The 14,182-nt window shown below is 64.5% G+C and carries 15 protein-coding genes and 1 pseudogene; 7 read left to right on the top strand and 9 right to left on the bottom strand.

The window, feature by feature from the left end; translation table 11 throughout:
* Nucleotides 1-22 precede the first annotated feature (22 nt).
* The 3 genes from CT676_RS39200 to CT676_RS39190 form a co-directional block, all read right to left on the bottom strand.
* The gene (locus tag CT676_RS39200) at nucleotides 23-832 is read right to left on the bottom strand and encodes an alpha/beta hydrolase (RefSeq protein ID WP_135216867.1); all 810 of its coding nucleotides are present in this window, start codon (nucleotides 830-832) and stop codon (nucleotides 23-25) included.
* 372 nt (nucleotides 833-1,204) lie between these two features.
* Nucleotides 1,205-2,482: an ArgE/DapE family deacylase gene (locus CT676_RS39195; RefSeq protein ID WP_135216866.1), complete on the bottom strand. Its 1,278-nt coding sequence runs from the start codon at nucleotides 2,480-2,482 to the stop codon at nucleotides 1,205-1,207.
* A 52-nt stretch (nucleotides 2,483-2,534) separates the two neighbouring features.
* The gene (locus CT676_RS39190; RefSeq protein ID WP_135216865.1) at nucleotides 2,535-3,260 is read right to left on the bottom strand and encodes a pyridoxamine 5'-phosphate oxidase family protein; all 726 of its coding nucleotides are present in this window, start codon (nucleotides 3,258-3,260) and stop codon (nucleotides 2,535-2,537) included.
* Nucleotides 3,261-3,335: 75 nt separating this feature from the next.
* On the opposite strand from CT676_RS39190, the pseudogene CT676_RS39185 reads away from it, so the two are divergent.
* Nucleotides 3,336-4,819: pseudogene (locus CT676_RS39185) on the top strand (PLP-dependent aminotransferase family protein).
* Nucleotides 4,820-4,870: 51 nt separating this feature from the next.
* Nucleotides 4,871-5,116: a DUF6719 family protein gene (locus CT676_RS39180; protein WP_071914551.1), complete on the top strand. Its 246-nt coding sequence runs from the start codon at nucleotides 4,871-4,873 to the stop codon at nucleotides 5,114-5,116.
* A 3-nt stretch (nucleotides 5,117-5,119) separates the two neighbouring features.
* Here the strand turns inward: CT676_RS39180 and CT676_RS39175 are convergent, their stop codons facing one another.
* Entirely contained in the window at nucleotides 5,120-5,485 is a 366-nt protein-coding gene (locus tag CT676_RS39175) for a hypothetical protein (RefSeq protein WP_063983641.1), read from the bottom strand.
* 59 nt (nucleotides 5,486-5,544) lie between these two features.
* Nucleotides 5,545-5,709 carry a hypothetical protein gene (locus tag CT676_RS44550; RefSeq protein WP_166096179.1) on the bottom strand — a complete coding sequence of 55 codons (165 nt, stop codon included), beginning with the start codon at nucleotides 5,707-5,709 and terminating at the stop codon, nucleotides 5,545-5,547.
* Nucleotides 5,710-6,122: 413 nt separating this feature from the next.
* Here CT676_RS44550 and CT676_RS39170 point away from each other — a divergent pair, with 413 nt between their 5' ends.
* A complete protein-coding gene (locus CT676_RS39170; RefSeq protein WP_135216864.1) occupies nucleotides 6,123-6,326 on the top strand; it encodes a hypothetical protein in 204 nt (67 codons plus the stop codon).
* Between the two features lie 33 nt (nucleotides 6,327-6,359).
* On the opposite strand, the gene CT676_RS39165 is transcribed toward CT676_RS39170, so the two are convergent.
* The gene (locus tag CT676_RS39165) at nucleotides 6,360-6,908 is read right to left on the bottom strand and encodes a CreA family protein (protein WP_028157500.1); all 549 of its coding nucleotides are present in this window, start codon (nucleotides 6,906-6,908) and stop codon (nucleotides 6,360-6,362) included.
* Between the two features lie 208 nt (nucleotides 6,909-7,116).
* Here CT676_RS39165 and CT676_RS39160 point away from each other — a divergent pair, with 208 nt between their 5' ends.
* The 4 genes from CT676_RS39160 to CT676_RS39145 all read left to right on the top strand — a co-directional run bounded on the left by CT676_RS39160 (nucleotide 7,117) and on the right by CT676_RS39145 (nucleotide 11,151).
* The gene (locus tag CT676_RS39160) at nucleotides 7,117-8,736 is read left to right on the top strand and encodes a L,D-transpeptidase family protein (RefSeq protein ID WP_135216863.1); all 1,620 of its coding nucleotides are present in this window, start codon (nucleotides 7,117-7,119) and stop codon (nucleotides 8,734-8,736) included.
* Between the two features lie 110 nt (nucleotides 8,737-8,846).
* Nucleotides 8,847-9,413 (top strand): glutathione peroxidase, encoded by a 567-nt coding sequence (locus CT676_RS39155; protein WP_063983643.1) that lies wholly within the window; start codon nucleotides 8,847-8,849, stop codon nucleotides 9,411-9,413.
* 165 nt (nucleotides 9,414-9,578) lie between these two features.
* The gene (locus CT676_RS39150) at nucleotides 9,579-10,592 is read left to right on the top strand and encodes a polysaccharide deacetylase family protein (RefSeq protein ID WP_135216862.1); all 1,014 of its coding nucleotides are present in this window, start codon (nucleotides 9,579-9,581) and stop codon (nucleotides 10,590-10,592) included.
* A gap of 7 nt (nucleotides 10,593-10,599) precedes the next feature.
* The gene (locus CT676_RS39145; protein WP_166352832.1) at nucleotides 10,600-11,151 is read left to right on the top strand and encodes a dihydrofolate reductase; all 552 of its coding nucleotides are present in this window, start codon (nucleotides 10,600-10,602) and stop codon (nucleotides 11,149-11,151) included.
* A 15-nt stretch (nucleotides 11,152-11,166) separates the two neighbouring features.
* Here the strand turns inward: CT676_RS39145 and CT676_RS39140 are convergent, their stop codons facing one another.
* The 3 genes from CT676_RS39140 to CT676_RS39130 all read right to left on the bottom strand — a co-directional run.
* Nucleotides 11,167-12,522 carry an outer membrane beta-barrel protein gene (locus tag CT676_RS39140; RefSeq protein WP_135216861.1) on the bottom strand — a complete coding sequence of 452 codons (1,356 nt, stop codon included), beginning with the start codon at nucleotides 12,520-12,522 and terminating at the stop codon, nucleotides 11,167-11,169.
* 265 nt (nucleotides 12,523-12,787) lie between these two features.
* Entirely contained in the window at nucleotides 12,788-13,240 is a 453-nt protein-coding gene (locus CT676_RS39135) for a DoxX family membrane protein (protein WP_063983645.1), read from the bottom strand.
* Nucleotides 13,241-13,498: 258 nt separating this feature from the next.
* On the bottom strand, nucleotides 13,499-14,182 hold a 684-nt coding region (locus CT676_RS39130), incomplete at its 5' end, for an IS5 family transposase (RefSeq protein WP_135216860.1).

Below are 14,182 nucleotides of genomic sequence, written 5' to 3'. Positions count from 1 at the left end.
CGATCGATCGATCCTCGCCGCGTCAGTCGAGGCCGATCAGGCGCGCGGTGATCGGGGACGACGGATCCTTCAGTCCGTCGATCACCGTAAAATGGTTGAGCCCGGGATCGACGACGAGGCGCGTCGGCACGTCGAAACCGGTCCAAACATTGGCGATCAGATCGGACTGGCGCATGAATTCGGGCCGCTCACCGCCGCCGACCCAGGCCGTGACCGGCGAATGTCCCAGCGGCAGGTGCAGCGCCGCGCTTTCAAGCGTCGCCTCCTCCATGGTCATGCGTAGCGTGTCGTTCATCTTCGTCTTGAGCAGCGGTCGCAGATCATGCAAGCCGCTGATCGAGAGCGTGCCGGCGATGCGGTTGTAGACGGCAGGCTCGAGCCGGCTGTCGTTGCACAGCATGCGCGTGACGAGATGGCCGCCCGCGGAATGGCCGGCGAGCCGGATCGGGCCGGAAACGAGCGAAGCCGCCTTGGCGATCGCGGCGGTGATCTCTGCGGTGATGTCGGAGATGCGGGCGGCCGGCGTCAGCGTGTAGCTCGGCAGCGCCACCGTCCAGCCGTGATGCCGCGCGCCTTCGGCCAGATCGGTCCAGGTCGACTTGTCGAAGCGCATCCAGTAGCCGCCGTGCACGAAGACGACGAGGCCCTTGCTGTCGCCGTCGGGCAGGATCAGGTCGAGACGCTGGCGCTCGCCCGGGCCGTAGGAGACGTCCGCGCGGAAGTCTTTCAGGCCGGCGCGGTAAGCCGCCGCCCGCTCCGCCCATTGGGCCGGCATCTTGTCCGAGCCCGGGATATGGGCCGAATTGGCATAAGCATCATCCCAATCGCGCATCGTGACACCCTAGGATTCGGCCGTCGAACCGGGCGCCAGTCTGCCACCAGTCAGGACGGCGTCCTAGTCTTTCTTTTAAGCTTAAAGTATTTGATCGCGCCCGTGTTTCAGGCAGTGGGCGCTCCAACCGAGGTGCCGCAGGGTGGGCAAAGCGATTTGTCCGCCGTAGCTCGAAGAGCGAAGGCGGAAGCGTGCCCACCCTTTCGCGCAAGATCGAAGAGAGATGGTGGGCACGGCGCAAGGGCGCCTTTGCCCACCCTACAGGACCGTCCGCCCATCATTGCGAGCGCAGCGAAGCAATCCAGTCTGCTTCCGCAGCGACGCTCTGGATTGCTTCGTCGCAAGGGCTCCTCGCAATGACGGCGGAGAGACCTACGCCTTCTCCACCCCGCACCAATCCGCGATGAACAGGGCCATCGCCTTGGTCGACTTCTTCAGCGACTCCAGGTCGACGAATTCGTTGAAGCCGTGCATCTCGCCGCCGCTCGCGCCGAAGCAGAGGCTCGGGATACCGTGATTGAGACCGTAGAAGCGGGTGTCGGTGAGCGCGGTGAAGACGAGGTCTTGGATTTCGCCGCCATAGACGGTGTTGAAGGCCTTGCCGAACGCGGCCTCGGGCGCCGCGGCGTCGGTCAGTTCATACCCCTCCGACAAAAAGCCCGACCATTCGACCTCCGGCGGATTGTTGGCGAGGAAGCGGTGGTTGCGCGCGGCAGCCGCAACGCAGGCCATGATCTCCTTCTGGTGATCGGCGATCGACCAGCCCGGCAGGACGGCGATACGACAATCGACGTCGCACCAGGCCGGCACGCTGGAGGCCCAGTCGCCGCCCTTGATGATGCCAGGGTTGAAGTTGATGGGATGGTTCAGCGTCTTGAAGTACCGATCGGCTTTCGCGCGCTCGTTCCATTCGATCTCGAGTTTCTGCAGCGCCTGGATCAAATGATAGGCCGCCATGATTGCGTTGGCGCCGGAGCCGGCGAAGGCAACGTGGGTCGGATGGCCCTTCACGCGCAGGCGAAACCAGATCACGCCGACCTGCGAGCGCACCATCTTGCCGCCGGTCGGCTCCGGGATGAAGCAGGCGTCGGCGCGATAGCCGCGCTGCAATGTCGAGAGCGCGCCGACGCCGGTGCTCTCCTCCTCGATCACGGACTGGAAGTGGATCCGCGCCGTCGGCTTGAAACCCGCCGCCTTGATCGCATCCAGCGCGTAGAGCGCGCCGATCGTGCCCGACTTCATGTCGCAGGCGCCGCGGCCGAACATCTTGCCGTCCTTGATGACCGGCGAGAATGGCGGCGTGTCCCACAGTTCCAGCGGCCCCGCGGGCACCACGTCGCAGTGCCCCTGGAGGATCAGCGATTTGCCGCCGTTCGTTTGCGGGCGGTAGGTGCCCACCACCGTGCGCGCCTTGGAGAAATCGTGCTCGATCGGACCGAAACCACGCAGATCCTTGAGGTCATCGACATCGATGTGCCAGTCGTCGACCTCGTAGCCGCGTTCGCGCAGGAGGTCGCCGATCATGTCCTGGCACGGCCCCTCGGCCCCGCGGGTCGAAGGGATCGCAACGAAATCGCTTGTGGTCGCAAGCTGGGCTTCGAAGCCGACATCGACGGCGTCAAGAATCCTCTGCTGCGTTTCGGCATTCATCAGGCAACTCCAAGCATCCAATTGGTCAATGGTGCGCGCAAGCTAGCCGATTTCAGCCGTTCGGGTACTCCACAAAATAAGCATCCCGCAATGCATCTTCGAGCAGCCGGCCTTCCGAATAGCCATTCAGCGTCGCAGGCCGGGTTACACCATCCAGCAGGCGCGAGCACGGCTCCGGCGCGCCCAAGACGGTGCGCACGGGGATGCACTCGGCATAGATCGGCAACTCGTAGTCCTCGTCGTCATCGGCGACACCCTTGGCGCGGACTTTGGCCGAGGCCTCCTCGATCTCCATCGCGATGAAGGAGGTCGCCTTGATCTCCTGCGTGTTGCTCTGACGCAGGGTCGCGGTGCGGTCCGGGAAGAAGCGATCGACCATGGCGATCACCGCCCGCTCCTTCTCCTCGGAATCGGTGACGAGATAGGCAGTGCCGAACGCCATCACGGCGCGGTAGTCGGCGGAATGGTTGAAGCCGCAACGCGCCAGCACGAGGCTGTCGAGATGGGCAACGGTGAGGCAGACGCGCTCGCCCCTGGTCTGATTGCGCAGCATGCGGCTCGCGCTCGAGCCGTGCCAATAGAGTTTTGTCCCTTCGCGCCAGAAGAAGGTCGGCGTGCAATAGGGCTGGCCGTCGATGACATAGGAGACGTGGCAGAGCATCGAGGAATCCAGGATGCGGTGAACGGTGTCGTGATCGTAGAAGCCGCGGTCGTGACGGCGCTTGACCTGGTTGCGCGCTGACGTCGGATAGGAATTCTGGCTTTCAGTTTGGCTCACGGCCGCTCCTGTCGGGCTTGGAACAATTCCAGGAGAGTTGTAACCGCGGATTTGGTCTGCGATAGTGCCAATTCCATGCGAAAAATTCCAACCAATTCACCCGCGCCCGCCAAGGCGGAGTTGCCCCTCGACCTCACCGGCCCGCACATCACCGCGGTCGCGTCGTCGGCGCACCGGCTGTACCAGGCGTTGTGCGACATGATCGTCTCTGGCCTCGTCAAACCCGGCGAGCCGCTGCCGCCGTCGCGGACACTGGCCAAGCAGACCGGCTTCCGCCGCAACGCCGTCGTCACTGCCTATGAGCGGCTGATCGCCGACGGCTTTGCCGACGCGACCGTTGGCTCCGGCACTTCGTCGCCGCGCGCATTCCGGCGCCTGCGGCCGATTCGAAGAAGCCGAAGGCCGTGGTCGAAGCACCGCGGCAGGGCGCGTTCTCGCTCGGCTGCACCCATATCGACGAGCGCGCGGTGCAGCGCTTCCGTGCCTTCCTCGGACGGCGCATGCGCGCGTTCGGACCTGAGCATCTGCACTATGGTGATCCCCGCGGCAGCCGCGAGCTGCGCTCCGCGATCGCCGATCATCTGCTGTCAGCGCGTGGCCTGCGCTGTGACCCCGATCAGATCATGCTGACCTCGGGCACGCTGCACGCGTTGCGCATCGTGCTGAGCGCGATCCTGAGGCCCAACGATCAGGTCTGGTGCGAGGACCCGGGCTACCCCGCCGCGCGAAACACCATTTGGCATTGCGGTTATCGCGCCGTGCCCGTCCCCGTCGACGAGCACGGGATACGTGTCGCCAAGGGCCGCACCGCCGTATCGTCCGCACGCGCGGCCTATGTGACGCCGTCGCACCAGTTTCCGCTGGGCGTGCAGATGTCGATGCCGCGACGGCTGGAGCTGCTGGATTGGGCGAAGCAGGCCGGCGCCTTCGTGCTGGAGGACGATTACGACAGCGAGTTCCGCTATGACGGCGCGCCGTTGATGTCGCTTGCCGGCATCGATCATCTCCAGCGCGTGATCTATATGGGCACGTTCGCCAAGACGCTGTTTCCGGGCCTGCGCATCGGCTATTGCGCGCTGCCCGAGCGGCTGATCGCGGACGTCACGGCCGCGCGCGCCGCGCTCGACCGCTTTCCCGGCACGCTGATGGAGGGCGCGGTGGCCGACATGCTCAATTCCGGCGCGTTCGCCGCCAACCTGAAGCGGGTACGAAAGCTCTATCGCGAGGCGCGCGACGCGCTGGCTGAGACCCTGGAAACAGCATCCGACGGCGCGTTGTCGGTGCCTGTGCCGTCGCAAGGGCTGCACCTCGTCGCCCGGTTCGATCCATCGGTCGAGCTGTCGGCGGCGGCAGAAGCGAAGCAGGCGGCAGGCGCGGAAGGCTGGCTACTGGCCGACACCTATTCGCGCGCGCGTCCCCTGCCCGGGTTCGTGCTGGGATTTTCCGGCCACGCGGTTCCGCAACTCGTGGCCTCCGCCGAACGGCTCGCGCTGGAGTCGCGTGGCGCCTTGCGCGCGAGGAGCAAATCGGCCGGCGGGCGTGACGAACGTTCACTATGAGAATCGCCTGCCGCTCCCTACATTGCGGCATCGATGCCGGGACCTCACATCATGCTGCTGCGCCGCGCGACCTGCCTCTCGCTGCTGATCTCGGTCGCCCTCGCGACGGCGGCGCATGCCGTCACTGTCGGACGTGAACAGGACATCACCGATCTCAAGCTCGGCCAGCGCGTGCAAGTGGATGACGGAACCTGCCCCGCCGGGCAGGTCAAGGAAGTGCGCGGTGCGAGAATGACCGACAAGGGCGTCGCGCGGACCATCGCCTGCGTTCCGCGCTTCGGTCCGAAATCGAAGTGATGGTTACGACTTCGCCGGGTCGAACATGCACTGCAAGGTCGGTTTGGCGATCTTGGTGAAGGTCGAGCCGATCTCGCCCTGCTTGGACGCGGGCACCCAATCAGTCTCGATCGTTGGCACGCCGGTCTCGCTGATGCCGCGCAACAGCGCCTCGCGCAGATCGCGGTCCTCGACGGCAGCAACGGCGTGATCATGCAGGCAGCCGCAGACCTCCTCGGGATGCTCCCAGCGCCCGAGCATCCGCGGCGCACACTGACGCATGAACTCGCTGCGGGGATCCGGTAGCCTCGAAGGAGCGCGAACCTGCGCGTGGGCAGCGCTGATCGTCAGAAGCGAAACGAACGCTGCGGCGCAGAATCGGACAATCATGATGGCCTTTATCGGCTGGTTTTTCTTGTGATTTTTCTTTTGATTTTCTTGGCTGTCGATCAGAAACGCGCAGCGACCACGATCGGCTGCGGCGCCGTGGTGGTGACCGGCGAGCCGCTGTACTGGAAGGTGCCGACACCCGGGAGATTGCCGTCCGGCGCCCCCGCGAACGAAGAGCCGGCGAGCACGAAAGCGAAGGCAAGGATGAAGCTGAGCGTGCGCATGATCTCGTGTCCCAATTCCTTGGCCGGCGGTGCGTCATCGTTGTGAAGCTGATAACCATGCGTCGTTTCGCGCGTGATGCGCCAAAAGCGGAAAATGGTTTCGTCTTTGTGAGAATTGTTTCGTCACGCGCTAGGCGACGAAACATTCAGCGGAAAATCCCAGTCTTTTCAAATGGGTCGCGCCGCGCCTGAAAGTGGCCTTGCAGGCTCTGTCCCTGCTTGGAAGCAGGCCCACACTGCGCGCCGTCACACGCACGCCTTCCGCACTTCACATGCATTTTACGTTTTTCTGCTGAAGAGAAGCCCGAACGGGGGCTGGGTTCCGTCGAACCGGGCGCGATTCGACTGCGACCCAAGCCATCGAAACCGAGAAGCCCGGAACCACCGGGCGCGTTCAGTTGAGGGATGCCATCATGACGGCGCAAGATCGCGCAACGCCGCGCGACGCGGACCTGCGGACGGACCGCGCCGACCAGCGACCCAGCCGCGTCGCTTCAATCGGGGCGATGTCGCTGCAGTCGGACCGCGGCCACGAGGCCGCGCCACAAGCATTCGTGCGGCTGACCGGCTCGCATCTCGCACAACCGCGCGCCAGCCGCACTCTCGTCACTGGGTGAACGCAAGAGCGTCACTGAGTGAACGCACGCGCGTCACTGAGTGAAGAACTCGCCGCACTTCTGGACGTTGGCGTCAGCCGGTCCCCACGGCATGACCGGTACCGTCGAGGTCGAGTTCTTCGGCGAACCTTCGATCAGCCGGTCCGAATAGACCATGTAGACCAGCACATTCCGCTTGGCGTCACAGCCGCGCACGATCTGCATCTTCTTGAAGAACAGTGAGCGGCGCTGGCGGAACATGTCGTCGCCCTGCTCCATCTTGTTCTTGAACTTGATCGGACCGACCTGGCGGCAGGCCAACGAGATATCCGAGACCTCCTCGGCAAGGCCGAGCCAGCCCTTGAAGCCGCCCTTCTCCGGCACCGTGAAATGACAGGCCACGCCCTCGACCTCGGGGTCGTCGAGGCCGTAGGTCGCGAGCTTGTCATTCGGGCTCATCCATTTGAATACCGTCGAGCGACGGAAGATCAGATCCGGCTCGTCGGCGGCGATTGCAGAACTCGCTGGGACAGCCAGCAACAGGAGGAATAAAGCAAGGCCTTTCAAGCGGATGCCGGAAAGACCGGGGAAACGAGATGACATGAAGTTCTCCGGTAACAAGTCCCGGCAATGTAGGCATGCGACAGCCGGTCAGGAAGATGAGCGGCAGCCGTCGCGGCCGCCGTTTACCGGTCCGTGAGGCTTTTTTGCTACGTCATGGACAAAATTCGCTGACGGCAGAACTGCCGTGCTAGTGAACGCGTATCCCCTCTGCGAGACTAATTTCTGAGTTGGATTGTGGATTCGAGGAATGAATAGCGTGAACGGGGCCAGTTTTTCTGCCAGGCCGGCCCGGCTGTGGCAGGTCGCCATTTTGACGGCGGCGGGTGCGATTGGCTTGACCAGCCAGGCGGACGCGGCGTTCTACTACTGGAGCGACTACTCCGACGGGTCCTACGCCGCCCGGCAGCAGCGCTATCCCGACATTCCCCGGCAGAAGCCTCAGAAGCGCAGTACGGCTGGCAAGAAAGCAGTCGTCGCCGAGAAGGAAGCCGGCACCAAGCCGCAAGGTCCGCTCGTGATCGTCGTGTCGATCGATCGGCAGAAGGTGACGGTCTACGACACTAACGGCGTGTTCGCGGAATCCGCGGTGTCGACAGGCATGAAGGGCCACTCGACGCCGATGGGCGTCTTCAGCGTGATCCAGAAGCACAAATTCCACCAGTCCAACATCTATAGCGGCGCACCGATGCCGTACATGCAGCGGATCACCTGGTCCGGCATCGCCATGCATGCCGGCGTGCTGCCGGGCTATCCGGCCTCGCACGGTTGCATCCGCATGCCGATGGCGTTCGCGGTGAAGATGTGGAATTGGACCAGGATGGGCGCGCGCGTGATCGTCTCGCCCGGCCAGATGTCGCCGCAAAATTTCTCGCATCCCCTGCTCGCCTCGGTGCGCGTGCCGCCGCAGCCCGCCGCCAGCCTGGAGCCGCAGACCAATGTCGGCGACAAGGCCGACAAGGGCGCCGCACCAACCAAAGTCGGCGAAGCAAAACCCGTCGAGACGAAGACCGCCAGCGCGGAGAGCGCGCTCGAGCTGCGTTCGTCGCTCGGCCATACCGTGATGTCGGATGTGACCACCGGCAATGCACCGGTGCGCGCGGAAGCAGCCGCTCCCCCCGACAAGGTTGAGGCCAAGTCTGAAAAGACCGCCGAGGCATCTGACCCGGTCAAGCCGCAGTCGGAAGAAGCCGCCAAGCCCGCAAGCACCGACGCAAAGCCCGTTGAGGCCGCAGAAGCGCCCAAGACTGCAGAAGCGCCCAAGGCTGAAGCCGCCGAGCCCGCGAAGAAACCCGATGCGCCCGCTGCCGCACCGGCGCTCACCGCCTCGCCCGACGCCAAGAAAGACGAGACCCGCGTCGCTGATCCTGCGCCTGCCGCGAAGCCGGAGACGCCCAAACGGGCCGGCCAGATCGCGGTGTTCATCAGCCGCAAGGATTCCAAGCTCTACGTGCGGCAGAACTTTGCGCCGCTGTTCGAGGTTCCCGTCACGATCGCTGCGAGCGAGCGGTCGCTCGGCACCCACGTCTTCACCGCCGAGGTCGACAAGACCGACACCAACGCGCTGCATTGGTCGGTGGTATCGCTGCCGGTCTCCGCCCGCGCCGCCGCGCGCGAGGATGACAGCCGCGTGACACTCCGCCAGCGCGGCGCCGCCGTGATCCCCGTCGCCGCCAAGCCCGTTACAGCCAAGCCCGTGGTCACGCCGGACAGCCCGGCCGAGGCACTCGACCGTATCTCGATCCCGGCCGACACCATGGCAAAGATCAACGAGATGCTGACATCGGGCGGCTCGATCATCGTCTCCGACCAGGGCATCAACCAGGGCGAGACCGGCGAAGGCACCGACTTCATCGTCCGCCTGTACTAGAGCGCTTTCGAGCGAAGTGGCGCCTTGCCGCGTCCGATAACGCGGTGTTGACCAGGCGCGTCGCGCCGACGCAGTAAGGTGAGTCCCGGATCACGTCGGGGGACGTTGCCATGCTGAACCGCAGGACCATGCTCGCCGCGCTTGTCGCGACGACCGCGTCTGCTGGACGCAGCCGCGCCGATGGCGGCATGAGCCGGATCTCGGCCTATGCGTTCTCCTTCCCTGCATTATCAGGCGACGACATCCGCCTTGCCGCGTTCACGGGCAAGCCGCTGCTGGTGGTCAACACCGCTTCGCTCTGCGGCTACACTCCGCAATACGCGGGCCTCCAAGAGCTCTGGAGCGAGTTTCGCGAGCGCGGGCTCACCGTGATCGGCGTGCCCTCCAACGATTTCGGTGGCCAGGAGCCCGGCGGCACCAGCGAGATCACGGAGACCGCACACCACCAATACGGCGTTACCTTCCCGATCGCGGCCAAGGCCGTGGTGGTCGGCGCCAAGGCGCATCCGTTCTACAAATGGGCGGCCGAGGCGCGCCCCCGCGACGTTCCGCGCTGGAACTTCCACAAATACCTGATCGGGCGCGACGGCTACATTGCCGAGGTGTATCCGTCTGCGGTCGATCCGACGGACACACGGGTCAAGACGGCGATTGCGAAGGCGCTGGCCGACAGCTGACACCCGCAGCCCGCATCCGGTTGGGCACAATTGTGGCGGGGTGCCAAACAGCCGTTGCAATGACGAGGGCCCACCATCTAGGCTAGGACTATCAAGGGGCAGGATGGTTTTGCCAGAGGCGAAAAGCTGCGGCGGAACAACGGGATCAATCTCGAGGACAACACCATGCGTGTGGCGGCAGGACTGATTTTGGCAAGCGCGATGTCGGTTGCGATGGCAGGCGCAGCGTGGTCGCAGACCCCGGCCGCAAAGCCCGCAGCCGCCACCCAGGCGGCACCGGCTGCAGCCCCCGCCGCGGCACCGGCGCCCGCTCCCGCGGCGGCAGTTGCTGCACCGACGCAAGCGGCCTTCCCGCCCCCGCCGAAACAGGCGCCCCAGCCCGCCCGCGCGGCCTGCAACACGCCCGGCGCGCTCGGCGTCGCCCGCACCGTCGAGATCGACACCACGGGTGGTCCGGGCTTCGGCTTCGAGCATTTCAAGGAGCTCGACTTCCTGCGCGACAAGGAGGTCGTGCTGACCTTCGACGACGGCCCCTGGCCGAAGAACACGCCCGCCGTGTTGAAGGCTCTCGCCGACGAATGCACCACCGGCATCTTCTTCTCGATCGGCAAGCACGCGACCTATGAGCCGGAGATCCTGAAGCAGGTCTATGCGGCCGGCCACACCGTCGGCGCCCACACCTGGTCGCACGCCAACCTCAACAACAAGAAGCTCACGGAAGCGCAGCGCAAGGAAGAGATCGAGAAGGGATTCTCGGCGGTGAAGTGGGCGCTCGGCGGCATCTCGCCCTCACCGTTCTTCCGCTTCCCGGCGCTCCAGCACCCGCCGGAGATGGTTACCTATCTCGGCAACCGCAACGTCGCGATCTTCTCCTGCGACATCGACTCCTTCGACTTCAAGGCCTCGAAGCCCGAGAAGGTGATCGAGACCGTGATGAAGAAGCTCGACACCAAGGGCAAGGGCATCATCCTGATGCACGACTTCCAGAAGCACACGGCGGAGGCCCTGCCCGAGCTGCTCAAGCGCCTGAAGGCCGGCGGCTACAAGGTGGTGGCGATGCGCGCCAAGTTCCCGGCCTCGACGCTGCCCGAATACGACCAGGAGCTGCTCAAGGACGTCAAGCTGCCGACGGTGAGCACGCGCCCGGTCAATTCCGTCGTGACGACGGTCTCGGAATAGACCGCAATTGTCTTTCCGGTTTGAAGGTTACGTCATCATATCGGCGGACGGCATGCTTGCCGATCCGTCGCACATCATGCCCTCAACGTTGGTGTTCGAAGGCGACAAGCGCTTTTTCGAGCAAGCGCTCGATCGAGCCGCGGTCGTCGTGCACGGCGGACACTCGCACGAGCAGCAGCCGAATTCGCCGAAGCGCAAGCGGCTGATCCTCACCCGCAAGATCAAGGCGCTCACCGTCGACCCGGAGATGCCGAACGCGACGCTGTGGAATCCCGAGCATGCGAGCTTCGAGGAGGCCTGCGCTTTCGCCGGTGTCGCCTCCGGCACGGTCGCAATCATCGGCGGCCCCGTCGTGTTCGACATGTTCATGGACCGCTACGACACGTTCTGGCTGTCGGAAGCCCCGCATGTGCGGCTGCCCGGCGGCGAAGGCTGCTTTGTCGGCGTGCCGGAGCGGACGCCGCATGAGGTGCTGGCGTCGCACGGGATGAAGCCTGGGGCGCCGTATCTGCTCGACGCGGCGCATGACGTCACGGTTACGCCGTGGCGTCGAGTCTAGCACAGGCGATCTGCGCTACGGCGTCGGAAGGTGATAGGCCAGCACGCCGCGCAGCGTGTGCACCGTGCCGCCCGCGCTCAGGCTGGTCATGAAATCAGACGCCAGATCGTCTCGCGCCCCGAGATGCGTGACGCGATATTCGGCGCGGGCGGAGATGCTATCGGTGAAGAAGCGCTCGAAGCCGCCACCGAAGGTCGCGCCGTGATATTCCCGCGTCGGAGCGGTGCCGGGAAATCCGAGGAAATTGTACGAGATCGACTGCGCCGTCGTTCCGCTGTAGCCGCCGAGCAGGTAGACCAGCGTCTCCGGCGCCACGAGATAGCCGACACGTCCGCCGACGGTCCAACCCCGCTTCACCGCCGCGAGATCCGACGAGATCGCAACACCTCCGCCCGATGCGTTGACCTTGGCGCCGCCATTGGTTCCGGCATCGATCAAGCCGAATGCGCCAAGGACCCATTTCGGCGCGACCTGGCGATCGTAGCCGATCGTGAAAGTGCCGCCGACGTCGGCGCCGCCCAAACCGGACGCATTGAAATCCAGCACACCGGCGAACGAGCCTGCGACATGGGGCGTGATGACGTCGCCCCCGATACCCGCGCCGACGTAAACGCCCGTCCATGTCGGATTTAGCACCGGCGCCACTGAAGCGGTCGCCGGTCCGCCGAACTGGCCGAAGCGATAGGCCGCACCGATCCTGACCACATGCTCGGACAGGTCCGTGGTCCAGACCGCGCCGAGCGGATCGACCGTCGTGTTGCGGCCAAGCGCGACGTAGCGGTATTCGCCGCGCAGTGACACGTTGCTCGCGAGGCGATATTCCGCGCCGGCGCCGACTGTGTAACCGTGCGACGTCAGCCCCGATTCCTGCACCGTGAACGAAGGCCCTCCCCCGAGGATCACGTAGTTCAAGTTCCAATTGTTGATGCGCATCTCGCTGTAGCCGGCGAGGCCGTAGAGCAGGATATCGGGCGTGACCAGAAATCCAGCACGGCCGCCGATCGTCCAGCCCTGATCCAGCGACGGCAGCGCAGCACTCAGGCTCTGGCCAAAGAACGGGCTCGACGCACTGGCCGTCGTTCTCTGGCGCGACCAGTCATAATCGACAAAGCCGCCGACCACGAAACGCGGCGCAACCTGGACGTCAAATCCGGCGAAAACCGACAGCCCGAGGTCGGCGCCCTGCAAGCCGTCGAGGCTGAACAAATCCGGGCCACCGCCGACCGGCGCCAGGTTCGACCGTCCGGTCGCGAAGTCGAAGCCCAGTCCGCCGCCGACGTAAAACTGGGTCCAGTTCGCCACGGGCGCCGCTAGCGGCCGCGCCTTCACGGGCAAGTCTGCTGCACAGGCCGCGGTTACAGAAACGGCCACGACATGCGCCGCCCCCAGAACGACAGCAGCGCGTGCCGCCGCCTTGCGCTTCGATTGAACCAAGTCCGCCCCCAATCACCCAGTGCCGATTGCGCCTGTGCAATCGGAACTGTCGGTACTATTGGGCCCGGACGGATTCCGACAAGTGGAGAGACCGGTCGATCCGCAGCGGCCACGATTTTGTGGAACCGCTGTGATCTCAAAACCATAATCTGTGAATGATGGTTCATGCACTCGTCGCAAACGGACGAGCCATCAACTCGCTTTACACGTCCCCGTAGGCCGTCTCGGCCGAGCGCGTAGCGCGGCCGTAGCCCATGATCATGAACAGCGCGCCGATGATCGAGAGATTCTTCAGCGCATCGACCACCATCCTGGCGTTGTCGGGCGCGGCCTGATTCCAGAAATCGGAGAACAGGACGGTCGAGACCGCGATGTAGATGATCATGAGCAATGCGAAAAAGCGCGCGCCGAAGTTCAGCGCAATCATCAGGCCTGCAATGATCTCGAGCCCGCCGCCCGCGATCGCCAGCAGTTGCGGCGTGGTCATGGCGGTCGCCGTCTCGATCTGCTTGGTGTAGGACTCGATGACCTCAGGCACCACCACCTTGGTGGCGATGAAATCGGCCGTCGCCTGGAGGGGAAAGAACTTGGTCGCGCCCGTGTAGATGAACAGCACGGCGAACAGGATTCGCCCGAAAGTCACGAACGCTGGCATGATCGGCCTCTTGGCTCAGGCTTTTTGAAAAAGGCGTCTTGACGAGAGCACCGGGCGATTATGAAGAGTCGTGCGCCGGTTTACAAACGGGGAAATGGCGAACTGCGAGCAATTCAAAGTTGGCGACGCGGGCGGTGCGCCTTCTCCCCTTGTGGGCCTGTTGCGTTATCGGCTTTTGAGGCTGAAGACGTCAGGAGAGAAGGCCTTGGTCCTGGCAATGCCTGCGAAGATCTGTAGTTGTTGCCCTCAGCGGGCAGCTCACGCGGCGATCGTGGCCCACCGCCTCATGTTGAAGGCGATTGAGGCGAGCAGAACTTGCCCGGTCGCCTTGATCAGACCGACGTAGCGGATGCAGGTCAGCCGCATGCGGCGTTTGAGAGTAGCGAAGGTGGTCTCGACCTGGGCTCGGCGGCGCGCGATGAGGAGGTTGTAGCGTTTGAGCCTCGGCGGCAACTCCGGGTGATGCCGGTTGGGCCGACGAGCAATGCGGGGTTTCTTGCCCTCCGCCTTCAGCCGGGCCCGTCGGGCATGGGTGTCGTAAGCCGCATCGGCCCACACCGCAGCTTCATCGCCGCGGATCAAAGCGTCCGCCGGTGTCGTGTCGTTGATGTTGGCCGGTGTGGTCAGTACCGTGCGGATCAAGCCGGATCCTTCGTCGACACCGACATGGGCCTTGTAACCGAACGTCGTGCCGCTCTTGCCTTGCCGCTTGGTGAAGCGGGCGTCGGGATCGTTTGAGGGGCGATCCTCCTTCGGAGGAGCCGACACCGCCTGGATCAAGGTCGCATCCAGCATCGTGCCGCGCTTGAGGATGACGCCGGCATTTTCAAGCTGACGATCCAGCTCACCAAACAGCTTCTCCAGCAGGCCTTGTTCGACAAGCTGGTTCCGAAAGCGGTTCAGGACCGTATGGTCGGGCGTCGCATCCTCGAGGCTCAAACC

Source organism: Bradyrhizobium sp. MOS001 (assembly GCF_004634465.1).
Taxonomy (GTDB): domain Bacteria; phylum Pseudomonadota; class Alphaproteobacteria; order Rhizobiales; family Xanthobacteraceae; genus Bradyrhizobium; species Bradyrhizobium barranii.
This window is presented reverse-complemented; position numbering and strand designations above follow the sequence as displayed.

Coding starts and splice junctions, on each gene's coding strand:
- CT676_RS39180 (WP_071914551.1), top strand. CDS start 4,871: ATGCTGCTGCGCCGCGCGACCTGCCTCTCGCTGCTGATCTCGGTCGCC.
- CT676_RS39160 (WP_135216863.1), top strand. CDS start 7,117: ATGAATAGCGTGAACGGGGCCAGTTTTTCTGCCAGGCCGGCCCGGCTG.
- CT676_RS39165 (WP_028157500.1), bottom strand. CDS start 6,908: ATGTCATCTCGTTTCCCCGGTCTTTCCGGCATCCGCTTGAAAGGCCTT.
- CT676_RS44550 (WP_166096179.1), bottom strand. CDS start 5,709: ATGCGCACGCTCAGCTTCATCCTTGCCTTCGCTTTCGTGCTCGCCGGC.
- CT676_RS39155 (WP_063983643.1), top strand. CDS start 8,847: ATGCTGAACCGCAGGACCATGCTCGCCGCGCTTGTCGCGACGACCGCG.
- CT676_RS39135 (WP_063983645.1), bottom strand. CDS start 13,240: ATGCCAGCGTTCGTGACTTTCGGGCGAATCCTGTTCGCCGTGCTGTTC.
- CT676_RS39170 (WP_135216864.1), top strand. CDS start 6,123: ATGACGGCGCAAGATCGCGCAACGCCGCGCGACGCGGACCTGCGGACG.
- CT676_RS39195 (WP_135216866.1), bottom strand. CDS start 2,482: ATGAATGCCGAAACGCAGCAGAGGATTCTTGACGCCGTCGATGTCGGC.
- CT676_RS39200 (WP_135216867.1), bottom strand. CDS start 832: ATGCGCGATTGGGATGATGCTTATGCCAATTCGGCCCATATCCCGGGC.
- CT676_RS39150 (WP_135216862.1), top strand. CDS start 9,579: ATGCGTGTGGCGGCAGGACTGATTTTGGCAAGCGCGATGTCGGTTGCG.
- CT676_RS39175 (WP_063983641.1), bottom strand. CDS start 5,485: ATGATTGTCCGATTCTGCGCCGCAGCGTTCGTTTCGCTTCTGACGATC.